General features: G+C 75.3%; 17 protein-coding genes. 15 read left to right on the forward strand and 2 right to left on the reverse strand.

From position 1 onward, the window contains the following. The first annotated feature begins 24 nt into the window (after positions 1–24). From murJ to O2V63_RS07730, 6 genes are read left to right on the forward strand one after another with little or no spacing between them, the layout of a single operon-like run. Positions 25–1,653 (forward strand): murein biosynthesis integral membrane protein MurJ, encoded by a 1,629-nt coding sequence (murJ, locus tag O2V63_RS07705; RefSeq protein WP_269166962.1) that lies wholly within the window; start codon positions 25–27, stop codon positions 1,651–1,653. Then, a complete protein-coding gene (locus O2V63_RS07710; RefSeq protein ID WP_269166963.1) occupies positions 1,650–2,798 on the forward strand; it encodes a glycosyltransferase family 4 protein in 1,149 nt (382 codons plus the stop codon). The genes murJ and O2V63_RS07710 overlap by 4 nt, the downstream gene beginning before the upstream one ends. Continuing rightward, entirely contained in the window at positions 2,798–5,233 is a 2,436-nt protein-coding gene (locus tag O2V63_RS07715) for a hypothetical protein (protein WP_269166964.1), read from the forward strand. Before O2V63_RS07710 ends, O2V63_RS07715 begins: the two co-directional genes overlap by 1 nt. Continuing rightward, on the forward strand, positions 5,208–6,929 hold the full coding sequence (locus tag O2V63_RS07720) for a CTP synthase (RefSeq protein ID WP_269166965.1): 1,722 nt from the start codon (positions 5,208–5,210) through the stop codon (positions 6,927–6,929). The genes O2V63_RS07715 and O2V63_RS07720 overlap by 26 nt, the downstream gene beginning before the upstream one ends. Further along, positions 6,929–7,513, forward strand: a complete 585-nt coding sequence (locus O2V63_RS07725) for an NUDIX domain-containing protein (protein WP_269166966.1) — start codon at positions 6,929–6,931, stop codon at positions 7,511–7,513. Before O2V63_RS07720 ends, O2V63_RS07725 begins: the two co-directional genes overlap by 1 nt. Positions 7,514–7,562: 49 nt before the next feature. Continuing rightward, positions 7,563–7,976 (forward strand): GlcG/HbpS family heme-binding protein, encoded by a 414-nt coding sequence (locus O2V63_RS07730; RefSeq protein ID WP_269166967.1) that lies wholly within the window; start codon positions 7,563–7,565, stop codon positions 7,974–7,976. Between the two features lie 60 nt (positions 7,977–8,036). On the opposite strand, the gene O2V63_RS07735 is transcribed toward O2V63_RS07730, so the two are convergent. Beyond that, positions 8,037–8,654 (reverse strand): hypothetical protein, encoded by a 618-nt coding sequence (locus O2V63_RS07735; RefSeq protein ID WP_269166968.1) that lies wholly within the window; start codon positions 8,652–8,654, stop codon positions 8,037–8,039. Between the two features lie 122 nt (positions 8,655–8,776). Between O2V63_RS07735 and O2V63_RS07740 the strand changes: the two genes are divergently transcribed. Then, positions 8,777–9,709 carry a helix-turn-helix domain-containing protein gene (locus O2V63_RS07740; RefSeq protein WP_269166969.1) on the forward strand — a complete coding sequence of 311 codons (933 nt, stop codon included), beginning with the start codon at positions 8,777–8,779 and terminating at the stop codon, positions 9,707–9,709. Further along, complete coding sequence (locus O2V63_RS07745; RefSeq protein WP_269166970.1) at positions 9,706–10,245, forward strand: dihydrofolate reductase family protein; 540 nt, start codon at positions 9,706–9,708, stop codon at positions 10,243–10,245. The genes O2V63_RS07740 and O2V63_RS07745 overlap by 4 nt, the downstream gene beginning before the upstream one ends. A 28-nt stretch (positions 10,246–10,273) precedes the next feature. Here O2V63_RS07745 and O2V63_RS07750 read toward each other — a convergent pair whose 3' ends face one another. Continuing rightward, a complete protein-coding gene (locus O2V63_RS07750) occupies positions 10,274–11,146 on the reverse strand; it encodes an aldo/keto reductase family oxidoreductase (protein WP_269166971.1) in 873 nt (290 codons plus the stop codon). Positions 11,147–11,281: 135 nt separating this feature from the next. On the opposite strand from O2V63_RS07750, the gene O2V63_RS07755 reads away from it, so the two are divergent. From O2V63_RS07755 to scpB, 7 genes are all read left to right on the forward strand, one after another. Continuing rightward, a complete protein-coding gene (locus tag O2V63_RS07755; protein WP_269167897.1) occupies positions 11,282–11,716 on the forward strand; it encodes a winged helix-turn-helix transcriptional regulator in 435 nt (144 codons plus the stop codon). A gap of 150 nt (positions 11,717–11,866) precedes the next feature. Further along, on the forward strand, positions 11,867–12,982 hold the full coding sequence (gene ald / locus O2V63_RS07760; RefSeq protein WP_269166972.1) for an alanine dehydrogenase: 1,116 nt from the start codon (positions 11,867–11,869) through the stop codon (positions 12,980–12,982). Further along, positions 12,961–13,932 (forward strand): site-specific tyrosine recombinase XerD, encoded by a 972-nt coding sequence (xerD, locus tag O2V63_RS07765; protein ID WP_269166973.1) that lies wholly within the window; start codon positions 12,961–12,963, stop codon positions 13,930–13,932. Before ald ends, xerD begins: the two co-directional genes overlap by 22 nt. Positions 13,933–14,214: 282 nt before the next feature. After that, the gene (locus tag O2V63_RS07770; protein WP_269166974.1) at positions 14,215–15,138 is read left to right on the forward strand and encodes a ParA family protein; all 924 of its coding nucleotides are present in this window, start codon (positions 14,215–14,217) and stop codon (positions 15,136–15,138) included. Positions 15,139–15,179: 41 nt separating this feature from the next. Then, positions 15,180–15,662: a hypothetical protein gene (locus O2V63_RS07775; RefSeq protein WP_269166975.1), complete on the forward strand. Its 483-nt coding sequence runs from the start codon at positions 15,180–15,182 to the stop codon at positions 15,660–15,662. A 101-nt stretch (positions 15,663–15,763) separates the two neighbouring features. Next, positions 15,764–16,588 (forward strand): segregation and condensation protein A, encoded by an 825-nt coding sequence (locus O2V63_RS07780; RefSeq protein ID WP_269166976.1) that lies wholly within the window; start codon positions 15,764–15,766, stop codon positions 16,586–16,588. Then, positions 16,585–17,508: an SMC-Scp complex subunit ScpB gene (gene scpB / locus O2V63_RS07785; RefSeq protein ID WP_269166977.1), complete on the forward strand. Its 924-nt coding sequence runs from the start codon at positions 16,585–16,587 to the stop codon at positions 17,506–17,508. Before O2V63_RS07780 ends, scpB begins: the two co-directional genes overlap by 4 nt. The last annotated feature ends 20 nt before the right edge of the window (positions 17,509–17,528 follow it).

The following is a 17,528-nucleotide window of genomic DNA, read 5'->3' on the forward strand; positions in this document are numbered from 1 at the left end:
ACGTCCTCCCGGGCGGGTCCGGCGATGACGAGCACCGCTCGCCGCCGGGTCGTGCAGGGCGCGGCCGGGGCGGCACTGCTGATCTCGGTGCTCACCCTGCTGGCCCGGCTGGCCGGGTTCGGGCGCACCGTCGTCTTCACCAACGCCGTCGGCGCCGACAGCACCGCGGACACCTACCTCGCGGCCAACTACGTGCCGAACATCGTCTTCGAGGTGGTCGCCGGCGGCGCGCTGGCCAGCCTCGTCGTGCCGATGCTCGCCGGCGGGATCGCCGTGGGGGACCGGGAGCAGGTGCGCCGCACCGCCGGCGCACTGCTGGGCTGGGCGCTGCTGGTGCTGGTGCCGCTGGCCGCGCTGCTCGCCCTCTTCGCCCGGCCGATCGCCGGTGCGCTGCTCGGGGACGACCCGGCAGAGGTCGACCTGGCCGCCCGCTTCCTGGTCGTCTTCGCCCCGCAGGTGGTGCTCTACGGCATCGCGGTGGTGCTGACCGGCGTGCTGCAGGCGCACCGCCGGTTCGCCGGGCCCGCGCTGGCGCCGCTGCTGTCCACCCTGGTGGTCGCCTCCGCCTACCTCCTGTTCGCCGGCCTCGACGGCAGCCGCACGGTCGGCGGGCTGTCCACCACCGCCGAACTGGTGCTCGGGGTGGGGACGACGCTGGGTGTCGTCGCGCTCGCGGCGTCCCTGCTGCTGCCGCTGCGCGGGTTGCGTCTGGGGCTGCGGCCCTCGCTCCGGTTCCCGGTCGGGGCAGCGCCCCGCGTGCGCCGGCTGGCGCTGGCCGGGGTGCTCACCCTCGCCGGCCAGCAGCTGGTCGCCGTGGTGGCGATCTGGCTGGCCGCCGGAGCGCTCAACGGCACCCTGGTCGCCTACTTCGCCGGGATGACGGTCTTCCTGCTGCCGTGGGCCGCGCTCGCCGTGCCGCTGGCCACCTCGGTCTACCCAGGGCTCACCGAACGGGCCGCGGTCGGGGACGAGGAGGGGTACCGGCGGACGCTGGCGCCGGCCGTCGTCCTCACCGTGGTGAGCAGTGCGGTCGCGGCGGCCGGCCTGGTCGCGGTCTCCGGTCCGATGGCCCGGGTGTTCCTGGCCGCGCCGGACAACGCCGGCGCTGCAGCCGCGCTCCAGGCGACGATCGCCGCCTTCGCCCCCGGACTGGTGGGCTACGGGCTGGTCGCGCTGCTCTCCCGGGCCCTGTACGCCCGGGGGTCGTGGCGCGCGCCGACGGTCTGCGTGGTCGGTGGCTGGCTGGTGGCCGTCGCCGCGGACCTGGTGCTGGCCGCGGTGCTGCCCCCGGCCGACCGCGCGCTCGCACTGGGCGCCGGGCACAGCATCGGGGTCACCGTGGCCGGCATCGCGCTGCTGGTCGTGGTGGCCCGGGAGGCCGGCGCAGGGGCGCTGGCCGGCGTGGCCCGCACCGGTGGGCCGGCGTTGCTGGCCGGCGGGCTCGCGGGTGCGGCCGGGCTGCTCACCGCCCGGGCACTGGGTGCCGACCCGGTGCCCGGGGACGGCGTGCTCGCTGCGATCGGCGTCGGGCTGGCGGCCGGTGGGGTCGTGCTGGTCGTCGCCGCGGCGGTCATGATGGGGACCTCCCGGCGGCCGCTGACCGCGGCCGTGCAGGGCCTGCGGGGGGCCGACGCACCAGGAGGGGACCGATGACCGAACAGCCTCTCCTGACCGGACGCCGGATCGCGGAGGTGCTGGCCACCAGCACCGGCGGCGTCGGCACCCACCTGCGCTCGGTGCTGTCCGCGCTGGCCCGCTCGGGCGCGGCCGTGCGGGTCTGCGGCCCGCGGGCCACCGAGGAGCTGTTCGGCTTCACCGCCACCGGCGCCGACTTCCGTCCGGTGGGCATCTCCGCAGGTCTCGACCCGGTGGCCGACCTGCGCGCGGTCCACGCCCTGCGCCGGGCCACCGCGGGGGCGGAGCTGGTGCATGCCCACGGGCTGCGGGCCGGGCTGGTCGCCGCGGTGGCCCGTGCCCTGGCCGGGCAGCGTCGTCGGCCGCTGGTGCTCACGCTGCACAACGCGCTGCCCGAGGGCGGCGGGCTCCGCCGCCGCGTGCTGCAGGCCGCCGAGCGGGCCACGATCCGCGGCGCCGACGTGGTGCTGGCCGCGTCCGGCGACCTGGCCGACAACGCCCGCCGGCTCGGCGCCCGGGACGTGCGGGTCGCCCCGGTCTCCGCCCCGCCGCTGGGGCCCGCCCGGCGGGACCGCCGCGAGGTGCGGCGCGAGCTCGGGCTCGACGACGACCGACGGCCGCTGGTCGTGGCCATCGGCCGGCTGCACCCGCAGAAGGGGTACGAGTCGCTGCTGGACGCCGTCGGCCGGTGGTCGGCGGACCCGCGGCTGCGCCCGGCACCGCTGGTGGCCATCGCCGGGGACGGTCCGCTGTCCGACGAGCTCTCCCGGCGGATCGCCGCCGAGGGGCTGCCGGTGACGCTGCTCGGGCGGCGCACCGACGTCGCCGACCTGCTCGGCGCCGCGGACGCGTGCGTGCTCCCCTCGGTCTGGGAGGCGCGCTCGCTGACCGCCCAGGAGGCGCTGCGGGCCGGGACGCCGCTGGTCGCCACGGCCGTGGGCGGGATCCCCGAGCTGGTCGGGGACGCCGCGGAGCTGGTGCCCGCCGGCGACGCCGCGGCGCTGGCCGAGACCGTCGCCCGGGTGCTCACCGACCCCGCCGAGATCGCCCGGCTGGGGGCCGCCGGACCGCGTCAGGCGGCCACCTGGCCCGACGAGGCGGCGACCGCGGCCGCCCTGGTCGACCTCTACCGGGAGCTGCTCGGACCCCCCGGGGGGCGGTGATGAGCGGACCGGGCGCCTTCCTGCGCCTGTGCTCGGCCTCGCTCGTCCTGCTCGCCCTGCTCGGCGGACTGCTCGCGGGCACCGCCGGCCCGGCGGCGGCCGCCGCCGCCGCCGCCGAGGGACCGTGGTCGGCAACCCGGGTGGTGGACGTCGGCGTCGCCGGGCTGACCTGGTCGGACCTGGACCCCGAGCGCACCCCCGAGCTGTGGGCGCTGGCCGAGGAATCGGCCATCGGTGCGCTGTCGGTGCGGGCCGCCCGACCCACCACCTGCCTGCTGGACGGCTGGGCCACCCTGGGGGCGGGCAACCGGGCCCGCTACCCGGGGCCGGTCGAGCCGGTCCCCCCGGTGCCCGTGCCCAGCGTCCCGCTCGCGGAGGACGACGAGGTCGGGAACGGCGCCGGAGCCGACGAGGGCCCGGCCGCGGTCCGGGTGGACACCCGGCTGTCCTGGTGCGGGCTGGAGGAGCAGGTCGCCGACGTGGGCCTCGCCGAGCCGCAGCAGACCGTCGCGCGGGTGGCCGCCGACGAGGCGACCGCCCGGTTCGGCGCCGAGCCCGGCGCCCTCGGGGAGGCGGTGGACTGCAGCACGGTCGTCGGCCGCGCCGGCTCGCTGGCGGTGGCGGGGGAGACCGGCGAGTTCAGCGTCCGCGACCGGCTGCCGACCGACCCGGCCGAGGTCGCCGCACTGCTGGCCGAGTGCCCGCTCACCGTCGTCTCGCTGGACCAGTTCACCGACGCCGGCGCGCCGGTCATGGAGGAGACCGACACCGGCACCCAGCCCTCCCGCCGGGAGGCGGCGCTGGCGGTCATCGACCAGACCGTCGGCCGGCTGCGCGACGCCGTGGCCGAGCTGCCCGGGGACACGCTCTTCCTGCTGCAGGGGATCTCCGAGGTCAACGGCGGCCGGCCGCAGCTGCACGTGGGCCTGGCCAACGGGCCGGGGGTGGCGCCGGGCTGGCTAACCAGCGCGAGCACCGGCCGGGCGCCCTTCGTCCAGCTCATCGACGTGGCACCCACGATCCTGCAGGCGCTGGGCCTGGACCGGGTCGCCTCGATGAACGGGCAGCCGTTCCGGGTGGCCGGCGACCGGCCGGAGCTGGCGACCGCGATCGCCGAGCTGGAGCAGATCAACACCCGCGCCGTCGTGCACTACCGCAGCACCGGCGCGACCTTCTGGTTGCTGGTGCTGCTCAACGGTGCGCTGGTCGTGCTCGGCGTGCTCGGCCTGGGCGGCTGGGCCACCGGGTGGTTCCCCGGCCGGGGCCGCGGGCGGGTGCGGGACTGGCTGCAGCGGCGCACCCCCGGACGGCGCCGGACGGGGGCGCTGCAGGTGGCCGCGCTCGCCGTCGCCGCCGTCCCGGTGTCGACCTACCTGGCCAACCTGGTGCCCTGGGAGCTCAGCTCGGCACCGCGACCGGCGCTGGCCGGCTCGGTGCTCGGCTGCACCCTCGCGGTGACCGCGGTCGCCACGCTGGGGCCGTGGCGGCGGACCCGGCTGGGGCCGGCCGTCGCCGTCCTGGTCATCACCCTGGGGACCCTGGTGGGCGATGTGCTCACCGGCTCCCACCTCGAGCTCGACGGCCTGCTGGGCTACGACGCCATCGTGGCCGGCCGGTTCACCGGGTACGGCAACCTGAGCTTCGGGCTGCTGGCGGTCAGCTCGCTGCTGCTCACCGCCGCGGCGGCTGCGGCGGTGGCCCGCCGGGCGGGCACACCCGGTCGCCGGCACTGGCTGCTGCCGGTGCTGGGAGCCGGGGTGGGCACCGTGGTCGTGATCGGCGCACCGTCGCTGGGCCGGGACTTCGGGGGAGTGCTGGCCGCCGTCCCCGGGTTCCTGGTGCTCGGCATGCTGCTGGGCCACATCCGGGTCACGGTGGTCCGGTTCGTGGCGGTCCTCGCCGTCGCCGTGCTGGCCGTCGGCACCGTCGCGGTCCTCGACTGGCTGGGCCCGGCCGACGAGCGCAGCCACCTGGGCCGCTTCGTCGGGCAGCTGCTGGACGGCGAGGCCTGGACCGTGGTGAGCCGGAAGGCCCAGGCCAACCTCAACATCCTGCTGGGCAGCCCGCTGGCCTGGATGCTGCTGGTCGCGCTGGTCGCCGCGGTGTGGCTGCTGCGCCCCGGCGGGCTGCTGCGCACCCGCCCGGGTCACCGCGCCGCGGGGCTGCCCGCCGCCGACCTGCGCGTGCTGCGGGCCGGGCTCGTGGCGATCGCGCTGAGCCTGACCCTGGGCGCACTGGTCAACGACAGCGGCGTCGCCCTCCCGGCGACCGCCGCCACCCTCTTGGTGCCCCTGCTGGTGTGGCTGGTCGCCAGTGCACCGGGCGGCGACGGGGCCGCCCGGCCGCTCCCAGACCACGCGCCGGGCGCGGCGCCGGAGGCCCCGGAGGGCCGTGTTAACGTGGGCGTCCGTGGGTCGACTGGCAGAACCTCGTGACCGCGGACCTCTTCTCCCCAACTCCCAGCCGACGAAGTTCGTCTTCGTCACCGGCGGCGTCGTGTCGTCACTGGGCAAGGGACTGACAGCAAGTTCTCTGGGGGCGTTGCTCTCCAGCCGTGGCCTGCGGGTCACGATGCAGAAGCTGGACCCGTACCTCAACGTGGACCCGGGGACGATGAACCCCTTCCAGCACGGCGAGGTGTTCGTCACCGAGGACGGCGCCGAGACCGACCTGGACATCGGGCACTACGAGCGGTTCCTGGACACCGACCTCACCGGCCGGGCCAACGTGACCACCGGCCAGGTGTACTCGGACGTGATCGCCAAGGAGCGCCGCGGGGAGTACCTGGGCGACACGGTGCAGGTGATCCCGCACATCACCAACGAGATCAAGTCGCGCATCATGGCCGTGGCAGAGGGCCCGGAGCGGGTCGACGTGGTCATCACCGAGGTCGGCGGCACGGTCGGTGACATCGAGTCGCTGCCGTTCCTGGAGGCCGCCCGTCAGGTGCGGCACGAGATCGGCCGGGACAACTGCTTCTTCCTGCACATCTCGCTGATCCCCTACATCGCCCCCTCCGGTGAGCTGAAGACCAAGCCCACCCAGCACTCGGTCGCCCAGCTGCGCAGCATCGGCATCCAGCCCGACGCGCTGGTCTGCCGGTCGGACCGGGAGATCTCCGAGGGCATCAAGCGCAAGATCGGCCTGATGTGCGACGTGGACGCCGAGGGGGTCACCTCCTGCCCGGACGCCCCGTCGATCTACGACATCCCCAAGGTGCTGCACCGCGAGGGGCTGGACGCCTACGTCGTCCGCCGGCTGGGCCTGCCCTTCCGGGACGTCGACTGGACCGTGTGGGGCGACCTGCTGGACCGGGTGCACGACCCGAAGCAGACCGTCACGGTGGCGCTGGTCGGCAAGTACATCGACCTGCCCGATGCCTACCTCTCGGTCACCGAGGCGCTGCGGGCCGGTGGCTTCGCGCACCGCTCCCGGGTGCAGATCCGCTGGGTGCCGTCCGACGACTGTGCGACCCCCGAGGGCGCGGCGGCCGCGCTGGCCGGCGTGGACGGCGTCTGCGTGCCCGGTGGGTTCGGCGTGCGCGGCATCGAGGGCAAGCTCGGCGCGATCCAGCACGCCCGGGTCAACGGCATCCCCACCCTGGGCCTGTGCCTGGGCCTGCAGTGCATGGTCATCGAGGTGGCCCGGGACCTGGCCGGCATCGAGGGCGCGAACTCCACCGAGTTCGACCCGGAGACCCCCGACCCGGTCATCTCCACCATGGCCACCCAGCTCGACGTGGTGGCCGGCCGGGGCGACATGGGCGGCACGATGCGGCTGGGCAGCTACCCGGCCGCGCTGCAGAAGGGCTCGGTCGTCGCGGCGGCCTACGGCGCCACCGACATCACCGAGCGGCACCGGCACCGGTACGAGGTGGCCAACGCCTACCGCGACCGGCTCACCGAGGCCGGGCTGGTCTTTTCCGGCACCTCGCCCGACGGCACCCTGGTCGAGTTCGCCGAGCTGCCCGCCGACGTCCACCCGTTCTTCGTCGGCACCCAGGCGCACCCGGAGCTGAAGAGCCGGCCCACCCGGCCGCACCCGCTGTTCGCCGCCTTCGTGCAGGCCGCCGCCGCCTACCAGGACGCCGCCCGGCTGCCGGTTCCCGAGGGCGAGCAGGTCGGGATCTGATGGCCCACGAGTACGCGGTACTGGACTCCGAGGAGCTCTACGCCGGCCGGATCATCTCGCTGCGCAAGGACACCGTGGCGATGCCCGGCGGCGGCGAGAGCGGGCGCGAGGTCGTGCACCACCCCGGCGCGGTCGGCATCGTCGCCCTGGACGACCAGGACCGGGTGGTGATGCTGCGGCAGTACCGGCACCCCGTCGGGGAGCACCTGTGGGAGGTGCCGGCCGGGCTGCGTGACGTCGACGGGGAGCCCCCGGTGGAGACCGCTCGCCGGGAGCTGGCCGAGGAGGTGCAGCTGTCGGCGGAGCGCTGGTCCCTGCTGACCACCCAACACCCGTCGCCCGGCTTCTGCGACGAGCTCGTGGTGCTCTACCTGGCCGAGGGGCTCAGCGACGTCGCCCGCCCCGACGGCTTCACCGTCGAGCACGAGGAGCTGGACATGACGGTGGAGCGGGTGCCGCTGGCCGAGGCCGTCCAGTGGGTGTTCGACGGGAAGATCCGCAACTCCCTCGCCGTCATCGGGGTGCTGGCCGCCGCCCAGCTGCGGGCCACCTCGCCGCAGCTCCGCCCGCTCGACGCGGTCTGACCGCGGGCCCGGGTTGCCCCCGGGCCCGCCCGCGGGCGATGGTGGCCCGGTGCTGACACATGACCAGGCCCTGTCCCTGCTCCAGGCCGCGCGGGAGGAGTCGACGAAGCTCGGCGTCCCGATGTCCTTCGCCGTGATGGACCCCAGCGGCCACCTCGTCGCGCTCATCCGGATGGACGGCGCGCCGTGGATCTCCGCCGACGTCGCGCAGGGCAAGGCGTGGACGGCGGCCGCCTACGGCGCTCCCAGCGCCGCCCAGAAGGCGAAGATGGAGCCGATGCCGAACTTCGCCTCGGCGATCACCACGATGACCGGCGGCAAGTTCACCCCGCAGACCGGCGCCGTGCCGGTGTACTCCGACGGCACGCTGCTCGGCGCGCTGGGCGGCAGTGGCGGCACCGGCCAGCAGGACGAGGACGTCTGCGCCGCCGCCGTCGCGGCCTGCGGCTACACCGTCAGCTGACGCCGGGAGCATCGCAGGGAGCGCCGGCGAACCGAGAGGGCTCCGTTCAGCTGACCTCCGTCAGCTGAGGGGCGGGGCGGGCGAACGGAGACCGAGTCGCTCGAGCTCCAGCCTGGCCAACGCGTGCAGCGCGGCCGGGTCGCCCGCCCGCCAGCCGGCCCCGGTGCCGGCCGGCAGGCGGGCCAGCTGCGGGAGCGGGGCGGTGGCCATCGCCCGGGCGGCCAGCAGGTCGAGGTCCGGGACCCCGTCGAGCAGCCGGTCGGTCGCCCGGGCCTCGCGCAGCCAGCCCAGTCGCCAGGGCAGCCAGCGCAGCAGCAGCCAGCCCACCGGCAGCAGCACGAGCACGACGGCGAGCACGGTGGCCAGGGTGTGCACGGCGTCCGAGGCGTCCTGCCCGGCGCCGGTCACCGAGCCCCCGGCCTCGCTGAGCGATCCGAAGGGGGCCGCCAGCTCGTCGCCGACCACGGGCATCCCGCCGGCGACACCGGCCGCCGTCCCCATCGAGTCCGAGATCGACCGGCCGAGGTCGGCCACCGCCAGGCCCGGCTCGGCCAGGACCAGCACCGCACCGTGCACCGCCCGGGCGACCAGCACCCACAGCACCGCCCAGGCCACCAGCCCCAGGTCGGCTGCCAGCTGCCGGGTGCGGTGCTCAGGACGGTCGGCGTACAGGCGCATCGGGCAGCTCCGGGTGTTCGCGGCGCAGTGGGTCCCCGGGATGGTGCGTCACCGCGGCCGGGACGGCGATCCGAGCAAGAACGGTCGGGCGCGACCGCCGCGGCGGCGGACAGACTCCTCCCATGACGTCGGACCAGGTGCCCACCGGGCGCGACCGGCTCCGCGAGCTGCTGGACGCCGTGCTGGACGAGGACAACCGCACGCTCGGCGAGATGGCCGGGGACGCGTTCGCCTCGCCCTGGCACTTCAGCCGGCAGGTGGCCCGGGGAGCGGGGGAGCCGCCGGTCGCGCTGCGCCGGCGGGTGGAGCTGGAGCGCGCGGCCTGGCAGCTGGCCGGCGGGGCAAGCGTGACCGAGGTGGCGTTCTCGGCCGGGTACGAGTCCGTGGAGGGGTTCAGCCGGGCGTTCCACCGGGCCTACGGCCGTCCCCCGGGACAGTCGTGCACCGCGCGCACCCGTGACGGTCACTGGCTCCCCGCACCCAACGGCGTCCACTTCCACCCGCCCACCTCGCTGTGGGTGACCGGCGAGCAGGGGTCCCGCGGCGGCGACGAGGTCACCGCGCTGCTGGTGCACCACGCCCTGGAGGACACCCGCGCGCTGCTCGACCTCGCGACGGGCGTGCCCGAGGACGAGTACCGGCGGCCCCGCGCGCCCGGTCTCCAGGTGTTGCCCTGGGACGGTCCGGACGAGTCGCTGGCCGCCGTGCTGGACCACCTGGTGTGGGCCACGGAGGTCTGGCTCGCCGCGGTCGAGGGCGCCGACTCCCCGGCGCACGGAGCCGACGACCCCGCCACGCTGCTGGCCCGGCACGACCGCGCCGCCCCCCGGTGGCTGGCCTTCGTGCGAGAGGTGTCCCGGCGTGGGGCCTGGGGCGACCGGCTGGTCGACGCGCTCTGCGAGCCGCCGGAGACCTTCGTGGTGGGCAGCGTGGTCGCCCACGTGCTCACCTTCTCCGCGTACCGCCGGCAGCTGGCCCGGCACTGGTTCCGCGCGGCCGGCGTCGAGGTGGACGCCGGCGACCCGATCGACTGGCTGAGCAGGAGGAACGCATGACCCGCACCGTCTACTACACCGCCACCTCCCTCGACGGGTTCATCGCCACCGTCGACCACTCGCTGGACTGGCTGCTCAGCCGGGAGAACGACGCCGACGGGCCGATGGGGTACGACGGCTTCATCACCGGGATCGGCGCCGTGGCCATGGGGGCGACGACCTACCTCTGGGTCCGGGAGCACGATCCCGACTGGCTGCCGGATCAGCCCACCTGGGTCTTCACCCACCGCGACCTCACGCCACCGCCCGGGGCCGACCTCCGGTTCACCGCCGACGACCCGGCCCGGGTGCACGCGGCGATGGGGGAGGCCGCGGGCGACAGGGACGTCTGGGTCGTCGGGGGCGGGGACCTGGCCGGCCAGTTCGCCGACCACGGTCTGCTGGACGAGGTGGTGGTCGCCATCGCCCCGGTGACCCTGGGCAGCGGAGCGCCGTTGCTGCCGCGCCGGGTCGAGCTCGAGGTGCGGGAGTGCGCGCGCAACGGCGAGTTCGTCTGCGTCCGGTACGGGGTGCTGCGGAGCCCGGCCGGCGCCTGACCGGCCGACGCCTGACCGGCTCCTCCGGTCAGCGGCCGATCGCGTCCAGCTCGGCCAGGTCCTCGGCGGAGAGCTGGAGCCCCGCGCCGGCGACGTTCTCCCGCAGGTGCACCGTCGACGAGGTGCCGGGGATCAGCAGGACGTTCGGCGACCGCTGCAGCAGCCAGGCCAGCGCCACCGACATCGGCGTCGCGTCCAGCCGGGTGGCGACGGCCGAGAGCGCCGAGGACTGGAGCGGGGTGAAGCCGCCGAGCGGGAAGAACGGCACGTAGGCGATGCCGTCGGCGGCCAGGGCGTCGATCAGCTCGTCGTCGGTGCGGGCGGCGAGGTTGTACATGTTCTGCACGCACACGATGGGCGCGATCGACCGGGCCTCGGCCACCTGCTCGGCCGTCGCGTTGCTCACGCCCAGGTGCCGGACGAGCCCCTGCTGCTGCAGCTCGACGAGCGTCTCGAACGCCGCCGCGAGCGAGCCGGGCTGGGGGCCCGCGGCGTTCCCGATCCGCAGGTTGACCAGGTCGAGCACCTCCAGCCCGAGGGTCTCCAGGTCCCCGTGCACCTGGCGGCGGACGTCCGCGGGCTCCCGGGCCGTCGGCCAGCCGCCCTGGGCGTCGCGGGTCGCGCCGACCTTGGTCGCGACGTGCAGCTGCTCGGGGTAGGGGTCCAGGGCCTCGCGGATCAGCTGGTTGGTGACCTGCGGCCCGTAGGCACCACTGGTGTCGATGTGGGTGATGCCGAGGTCGACCGCCGCACGGAGGACGGCGAGGGCGCCGTCGTGGTCGGCCGGCGGGCCCATGACCCCGGGGCCGGCGAGCTGCATGGCGCCGTAGCCGAACCGGGTGACGGTCAGGTCGCCCAGGGTCCAGCTGCCGCCGGGGAGCGTGGGGGAGAGCGTGCTCATGTCCTGCCTTCTGGGTGAGGGGGGTGGTGCCGAACGGCTCCACCGAGCAGGGTGGTCGTCGCGCTCTCTGACGGGAAGCAGGCACCTGGAAGTGCGTAGGGCACCCAGGGGGAAGGGGAACAGCACGTGACGACGATGACGGCCGCCCAGCAGAAGGCCCGGAGCAAGGCAGACTACGACGCGTTCCTGGCGGGCTGTCCGAGCCGCCAGCTGCTCGACCGGATCTCCGACAAGTGGGTGACGCTCGTCCTGGCCGCGCTCGGCACCGGCGGCCCGTTCGTCGACGGCGGCCCGTGCAGCGGTGAGCCCCGGGCCATGCGGTACTCCGAGCTCTCCCGCCAGCTGGCCGGCGTCAGCCAGAAGATGCTCACCCAGACGCTGCGCTCCCTGGAGCGGGACGGACTGCTCACCCGCTCCGTGACGCCGACCGTGCCGGTCACCGTCTCCTACGAGTTGACCGATCTCGGCCTCTCGCTCTACGAGACGATCCGCGGGCTCAAGGCGTGGGCCCAGCTGCACATGGACGAGGTGCTCGCCCAGCGGGCGGCGTACGACGACCGGGTCGGGTGACCCGGCGACCGGCCGGACGTGGCCGCTGACACACTGCGGGCGCCGTCCGTGCCTACACTCCGGCCGAGGTGGGCCCCGACCGGGCCGCCCAGACGCGGTGGCACCACCGACACCCCGGTGGCCGGCTGCCGAGACCGGGAGTCAGTGCAGATGCGGGTCGGAGTCGTCCGAGAGGTCAAGAACCACGAGTACCGGGTCGCGCTCACTCCCTCCGGGGTGACCGAGCTGGTCGCCGCCGGGCACGAGGTGCTCGTCGAGGCCGACGCCGGGGTCGGCTCATCCATCCCCGACGCCGACTTCACCGCCGCCGGCGCGAAGATCCTGTCCACCGCCGACGACGTCTGGGCCGCCGCCGACCTGCTGCTGAAGGTCAAGGAGCCGATCGCCGAGGAGTTCGGCCGGATGCGCGCCGACCAGACCCTCTTCACCTACCTGCACCTGGCCGCCTCCCGGGAGTGCACCGACGCGCTGCTGGGCGCGGGCACCACGGCGATCGCCTACGAGACGGTGCAGACCGAGGGCGGTGCGCTGCCGCTGCTGGCCCCGATGTCCGAGGTCGCCGGCCGGATGGCCCCGCAGGTGGGGGCACACACGCTGGAGCGGGCCTCCGGTGGCCGCGGCGTGCTGCTCGGCGGCGTGTCCGGCGTGCACGCGGCGAAGGTCGTCGTCCTGGGCGCCGGGGTGTCCGGGATGAACGCGGCCACGATCGCGCTGGGCATGCAGGCCCAGGTCACCGTGCTCGACCGGGACCTGGAGAAGCTGCGTGCCGCCGACCGGCTGTACCGCGGGCACCTGCAGACCGTCGCCTCCAACGCCCTGGAGGTCGAGCGGGCGGTGCTGGAGGCCGACCTGGTGATCGGCGCCGTCCTGGTGCCCGGCGCCAAGGCGCCCACCCTGGTCAGCAACGAGCTGGTCTCCCGGATGAAGCCCGGCTCGGTGCTGGTCGACATCGCCGTCGACCAGGGCGGCTGCTTCGCCGACACCCGGCCGACCACGCACGACGACCCGACCTTCGCCGTCCACGACTCGGTCTTCTACTGCGTGGCCAACATGCCCGGCGCGGTGCCGAACACCTCCACCTACGCGCTGACCAACGTCACGTTGCCGTACGTGCTGGCGCTGGCGAACTCCGGGACGGCGGCCGCGCTGGCCGCCGACCCGGTGCTGGCCCGCGGAGCGAACGTCGCCGGCGGGCAGCTGGTGCACGCCGGCGTCGCCGACGCCCATGCGCTGCCCAGCGTGCCGTGGCAGGAGGTGCTGTCCTGACGGTCGCCACGAGTGCGGGCCCCGCCGTCGATCGCACGGTCACCGGCTACCTCGACCACCTGACCGTCGAGCGTGGGCTGGCCCCCAACACCATCGCGTCCTACCGCCGCGACCTGCGCCGGTACGCGGAGTTCCTCGCCGCCGGCGGGGTGCGCGGGCTGGGCGAGGTGGGGGAGTCCGACGTCACCGCGTTCCTGGTCGCCCTCCGCACCGGCGACGACGACCACCCGCCGCTGTCGGCGACCTCGGCGGCGCGGGCGGTGGTCGCCGTCCGTGGGCTGCACCGGTTCGCCCTGCTCGACGGGCTGGTCAGCGACGACGTCGCCGCGGAGGTGCGCCCACCCGCCCCGGCCCGGCGGCTGCCCAAGGCGATCCCGGTGACCGACGTCGAGGCGCTGCTGAGCGCGGCGGCGTCGGTCGAGGGGCCACGAGGGCTCCGCGACCGGGCGCTGCTGGAGCTGCTCTACGGCACCGGCGCCCGGATCTCCGAGGCGGTCGGGCTGGCCGTCGACGACCTCGACCTGTCGTCCGCGGCGGTGCGGCTGGCCGGCAAGGGTGGCAAGGAGCGCGTCGTCCCGGTCGGCAGTTACGCGGTCACGGCGGTGCAGGACTACCTGGTGCGGGCCCGCCCGGCGCTGGCGGAGAAGGGCCGGTCCGGCGTCCGCGGGGGAGCGCTGTTCCTCAACGCCCGCGGTGGGCCGCTGTCCCGGCAGAGCGCCTGGTCGATCCTGCGGGACGCCGCCGAGCGGGCCGGGATCTCCGCCGAGCTGTCCCCGCACACGCTGCGGCACTCCTTCGCCACCCACCTGCTCGACGGCGGCGCCGACGTCCGGGTCGTGCAGGAGCTGCTCGGGCACGCCTCGGTGACGACGACGCAGGTCTACACGCTGGTCACCGTCGAGCGGCTGCGCGAGGTCTACGCCACCAGCCACCCCCGCGCGCTGCGCTGACCCCACCCCCGTCGCCGTGGCGACGAGACCGGGCCGAGGGCTGTCTCGTGCCCGCGGAGGCAGCGCCCAGCCCGATCGCGCCGGCAGGCCGCGGCCCGGTGGGGAGGGCGCAGCGACCACTTGTCGACAAGTTGCCCTGAGTGGTCACGGTCGGCGGCGGGGCTGCCGAGAAGAGGGGTGGGAGAACGGACCGGCGGCTTCCCCCTGCTGGCAGTGCGCGTTCCCCGCCGTGCCCCCGACCGGGAGCCGCGGTCCGCACAGTCCAGGGAAGAGGCAGAAGCGATGTCGTCGAGACGAGCCGAGGCGGCGGCCTCCGCCGTCGCGCTCCCGCGCGGAGGGGCCCCGGCGGGCGACGCCGAGATGGGCATCCCGACGAGCCGCGTCGACCCTGCCAAGGCCCGGCAGCGGAAGCTGCCCGACCCCAAGCCGATCACCTCCCACGGGCCGGCGCAGATCATCGCGATGTGCAACCAGAAGGGCGGGGTCGGCAAGACGACGTCGACCATCAACCTCGGTGCTGCACTCGTCGAGCAGGGCCGCCGCGTGCTGCTGGTCGACCTGGACCCGCAGGGCGCCCTGTCCGTGGGGCTCGGCGTCCCGGCGCAGGGGCTGGACCGCACCATCTACAACGCGCTGATGGAGCCGGCGACCACGCTGGCCGACGTCCGGGTGGCCACCGGCATCCCCGGGCTGGACCTGGTGCCCAGCAACATCGACCTGTCCGCCGCCGAGGTGCAGCTGGTCAGCGAGGTCGCCCGCGAGCAGACCCTGATGCGGGTGCTCGCTGCGGTGCGCCAGGACTACGACTACGTGCTCATCGACTGCCAGCCCTCCCTCGGGCTGCTGACCGTCAACGCGCTCACCGCCGCGCAGGGCGTCATCATCCCGCTGGAGTGCGAGTTCTTCTCGCTGCGCGGGGTGGCGCTGCTCGTCGACACGATCGACAAGGTCAAGGAGCGGCTCAACCCGTCCCTGGAGATCTCCGGGATCCTCGCCACGATGTACGACACCCGGACCGTGCACTGCCGGGAGGTCTTCAGCCGGGTCGTCGAGGCCTTCGGCGACACCGTCTTCAAGACCGTCATCTCCCGCACGGTCCGCTTCCCGGAGACCACTGTCGCCGGTCAGCCGATCACCCAGTGGGCCCCCACGTCCTCCGGCGCTGCGGCGTACCGCGACCTCGCCAAGGAGGTGCTCGCCCTGTGACGCGGCGGCCTGTGCTCCCGGGTGCCTCCGAGCTGTTCCGGATGACCGACACGTCGGCGGCGGCGCAGCCGGCGCCGGTCACCGAGCTGACGACCCTCGCCGCCACCCAGTCCTCACCCGCACTGCGCTCCAACGGCTCGCGGGCCGACGACGGCCACCCCGCGGCCCCCGCCGAGCCCGCCCCGCTCGCGCTGGTGCCCGACGTGGCCGGCGGTGCGCCCCGCATCGTGGTCGACGAGCTGGCCGCGCACCGCGCCACGATGCCGGCGGCCGCGCCGCTCCGGCCGCAGCAGACCCGGGCGCGCACCGAGAAGGGGCGCACCCGGCACGAGGAGAAGATCACCGTCTACTGCTCGGCCGACGAGCTGCTCGCGCTGGAGACCGCCCGGCTGACCCTGCGCGGCCAGCACGGCGTGGCCACCGACCGTGGCCGGATCGTCCGGGAGGCGATCGCCGTCCTGCTGGACGACCTCGAGGTGCACGGCGAGAACTCCGTCCTCGTCCGCCGCCTCCGCAAGCACTGAGGGGCGGCGCCGTCGATCATCGGCGAGTGGCTGCCCCGCCCGGCGTGTCGGGCAGCCGATCGCCGATGATCAACGCCCGGACGCGGCCGTAGGCTGGCCGGATGACGACGGGGGAGGTCGGCGACGGGCGGTTCACCGTCCGGCTGACCAACTTCGAGGGCCCGTTCGACCTGTTGCTCCAGCTGATCGGCAAGCACAAGCTCGACGTCACCGAGATCGCGCTGTCCACCGTCACCGACGAGTTCATCGCCCACCTGCGGGCCCTGGGCGACGAACTCGATCTGGACCAGGCCAGTGAGTTCCTCGTCGTCGCCGCCACCCTGCTGGACCTCAAGGCCGCCCGGCTGCTGCCGGCCGCCGACGTGGAGGACGAGGACGACCTCGCCGTCCTGGAGGCCCGGGACCTGCTGTTCGCCCGGCTGCTGCAGTACCGGGCCTACAAGCGGGCGGCGGAGTTCCTCCGCGGCCGGGAGGCCGAGGCGGCCCGCCGCTTCCCCCGCAACGCCGACCTGGAGCAGCGCTTCGCCGACCTGCTGCCCGAGGTGCTGCTGGGGGTGACGCCAGAGCAGTTCGCCGCCATCGCGCACGAGGCGCTGGTGCCCAAGCCGCCCCCGACCGTGAGCGTCTCCCACCTGCACGCCCCCGCGGTCAGCGTCACCGAGCAGCTGCTGCTGGTCCGCAGCCGGATCGCCACCGCGGGGACGGCGACGTTCCGGGCGCTGAGCAGCGACTGTGCGCACACCCTAGAGGTCGTCGCCCGGTTCCTGGCGCTGCTGGAGCTGTACCGCCAGCAGCTGGTGACCTTCGACCAGGTCGCGCCGCTGGGGGAGCTGCACGTGCGCTGGACCGGGCCGGAGCTGGTGGGCGGCCGGCTGCCGGACGAGATCGACGCGGACACCGCCGAACACCTGGAGGAGTACGGATGAGCGACCAGCCGGAGGAGGTCCAGCCGGAGGAGGCAGCGGCCGCGGAGCAGGCGCCGGCGACGCCGTTCTCCTGGGACGCCGTCGCCGCGGAGCTCGCCGCGACCCTCGAGGAGCACGACGAGGAGGCTCTCGCCGCGGGCTGGGGGCAGGTGGCCGCCCAGCTGGCCGCCGATCTCGGCACCCCCGTCGGCGCGCCGACCGTCGACGTCCCCGGTCCCGACCTCGCTCCCGACCTGACTCCCGACCCGGCCGGTCCGTTGGGCCGGGCACCGGCCGCGCCCCCGGTCGAGCTGGAGGTGGTCCCCGAGCCGGAGGCGCCGGTCGAGGAGGCCGTGGCACCCGCCGTCGACGCGCCGGTGGACGGGGAGCTGGACCCGGCTGCGCTGCGCGGCGGGCTGGAGGCGCTGCTGTTCGTCGTCGACTCCCCGATCGACGAGGGTTCCCTGGCCGCGGCGCTGCGCTGCCCGGTCGCCCGGGTGCGGGCGGAGCTGACCGCGCTCGCCGCCGACTACGACGGCCGGCGGGCCGGCGTCACGCTGCGCCGGGTGGGGGAGGGCTGGCGGCTCTACACCCGGGAGGAGCACGCCTCGGTCGTGGAACGCCACCTGCTGGAGGGCCAGCGCAGCCGGCTCACCCAGGCGGCGCTGGAGACCCTCGCCGTCATCGCCTACCGGCAGCCGGTGACCCGGGCCCGGGTGTCGGCGATCCGCGGGGTGGGGGTGGACGCCGTCGTCCGCACGCTGGTCTCCCGCGGGCTCATCCGGGAAGCCGGTTCCGACCCGGACACCGGCGGCGGCCTGTACGTGACGACCCCGCTGTTCCTCGAGCGTCTGGGACTCACCGGGCTGGACGAGCTGCCCGAGCTCGCCCCGCTGCTGCCGGACACCGGCGCGATGGTGGACGAGCACCCCGACGCCTGAGCAGCGCGACGCCCTGCCGG

The sequence above is a fragment of the Modestobacter sp. VKM Ac-2977 genome (assembly GCF_026968045.1).
GTDB lineage: Bacteria > Actinomycetota > Actinomycetes > Mycobacteriales > Geodermatophilaceae > Modestobacter.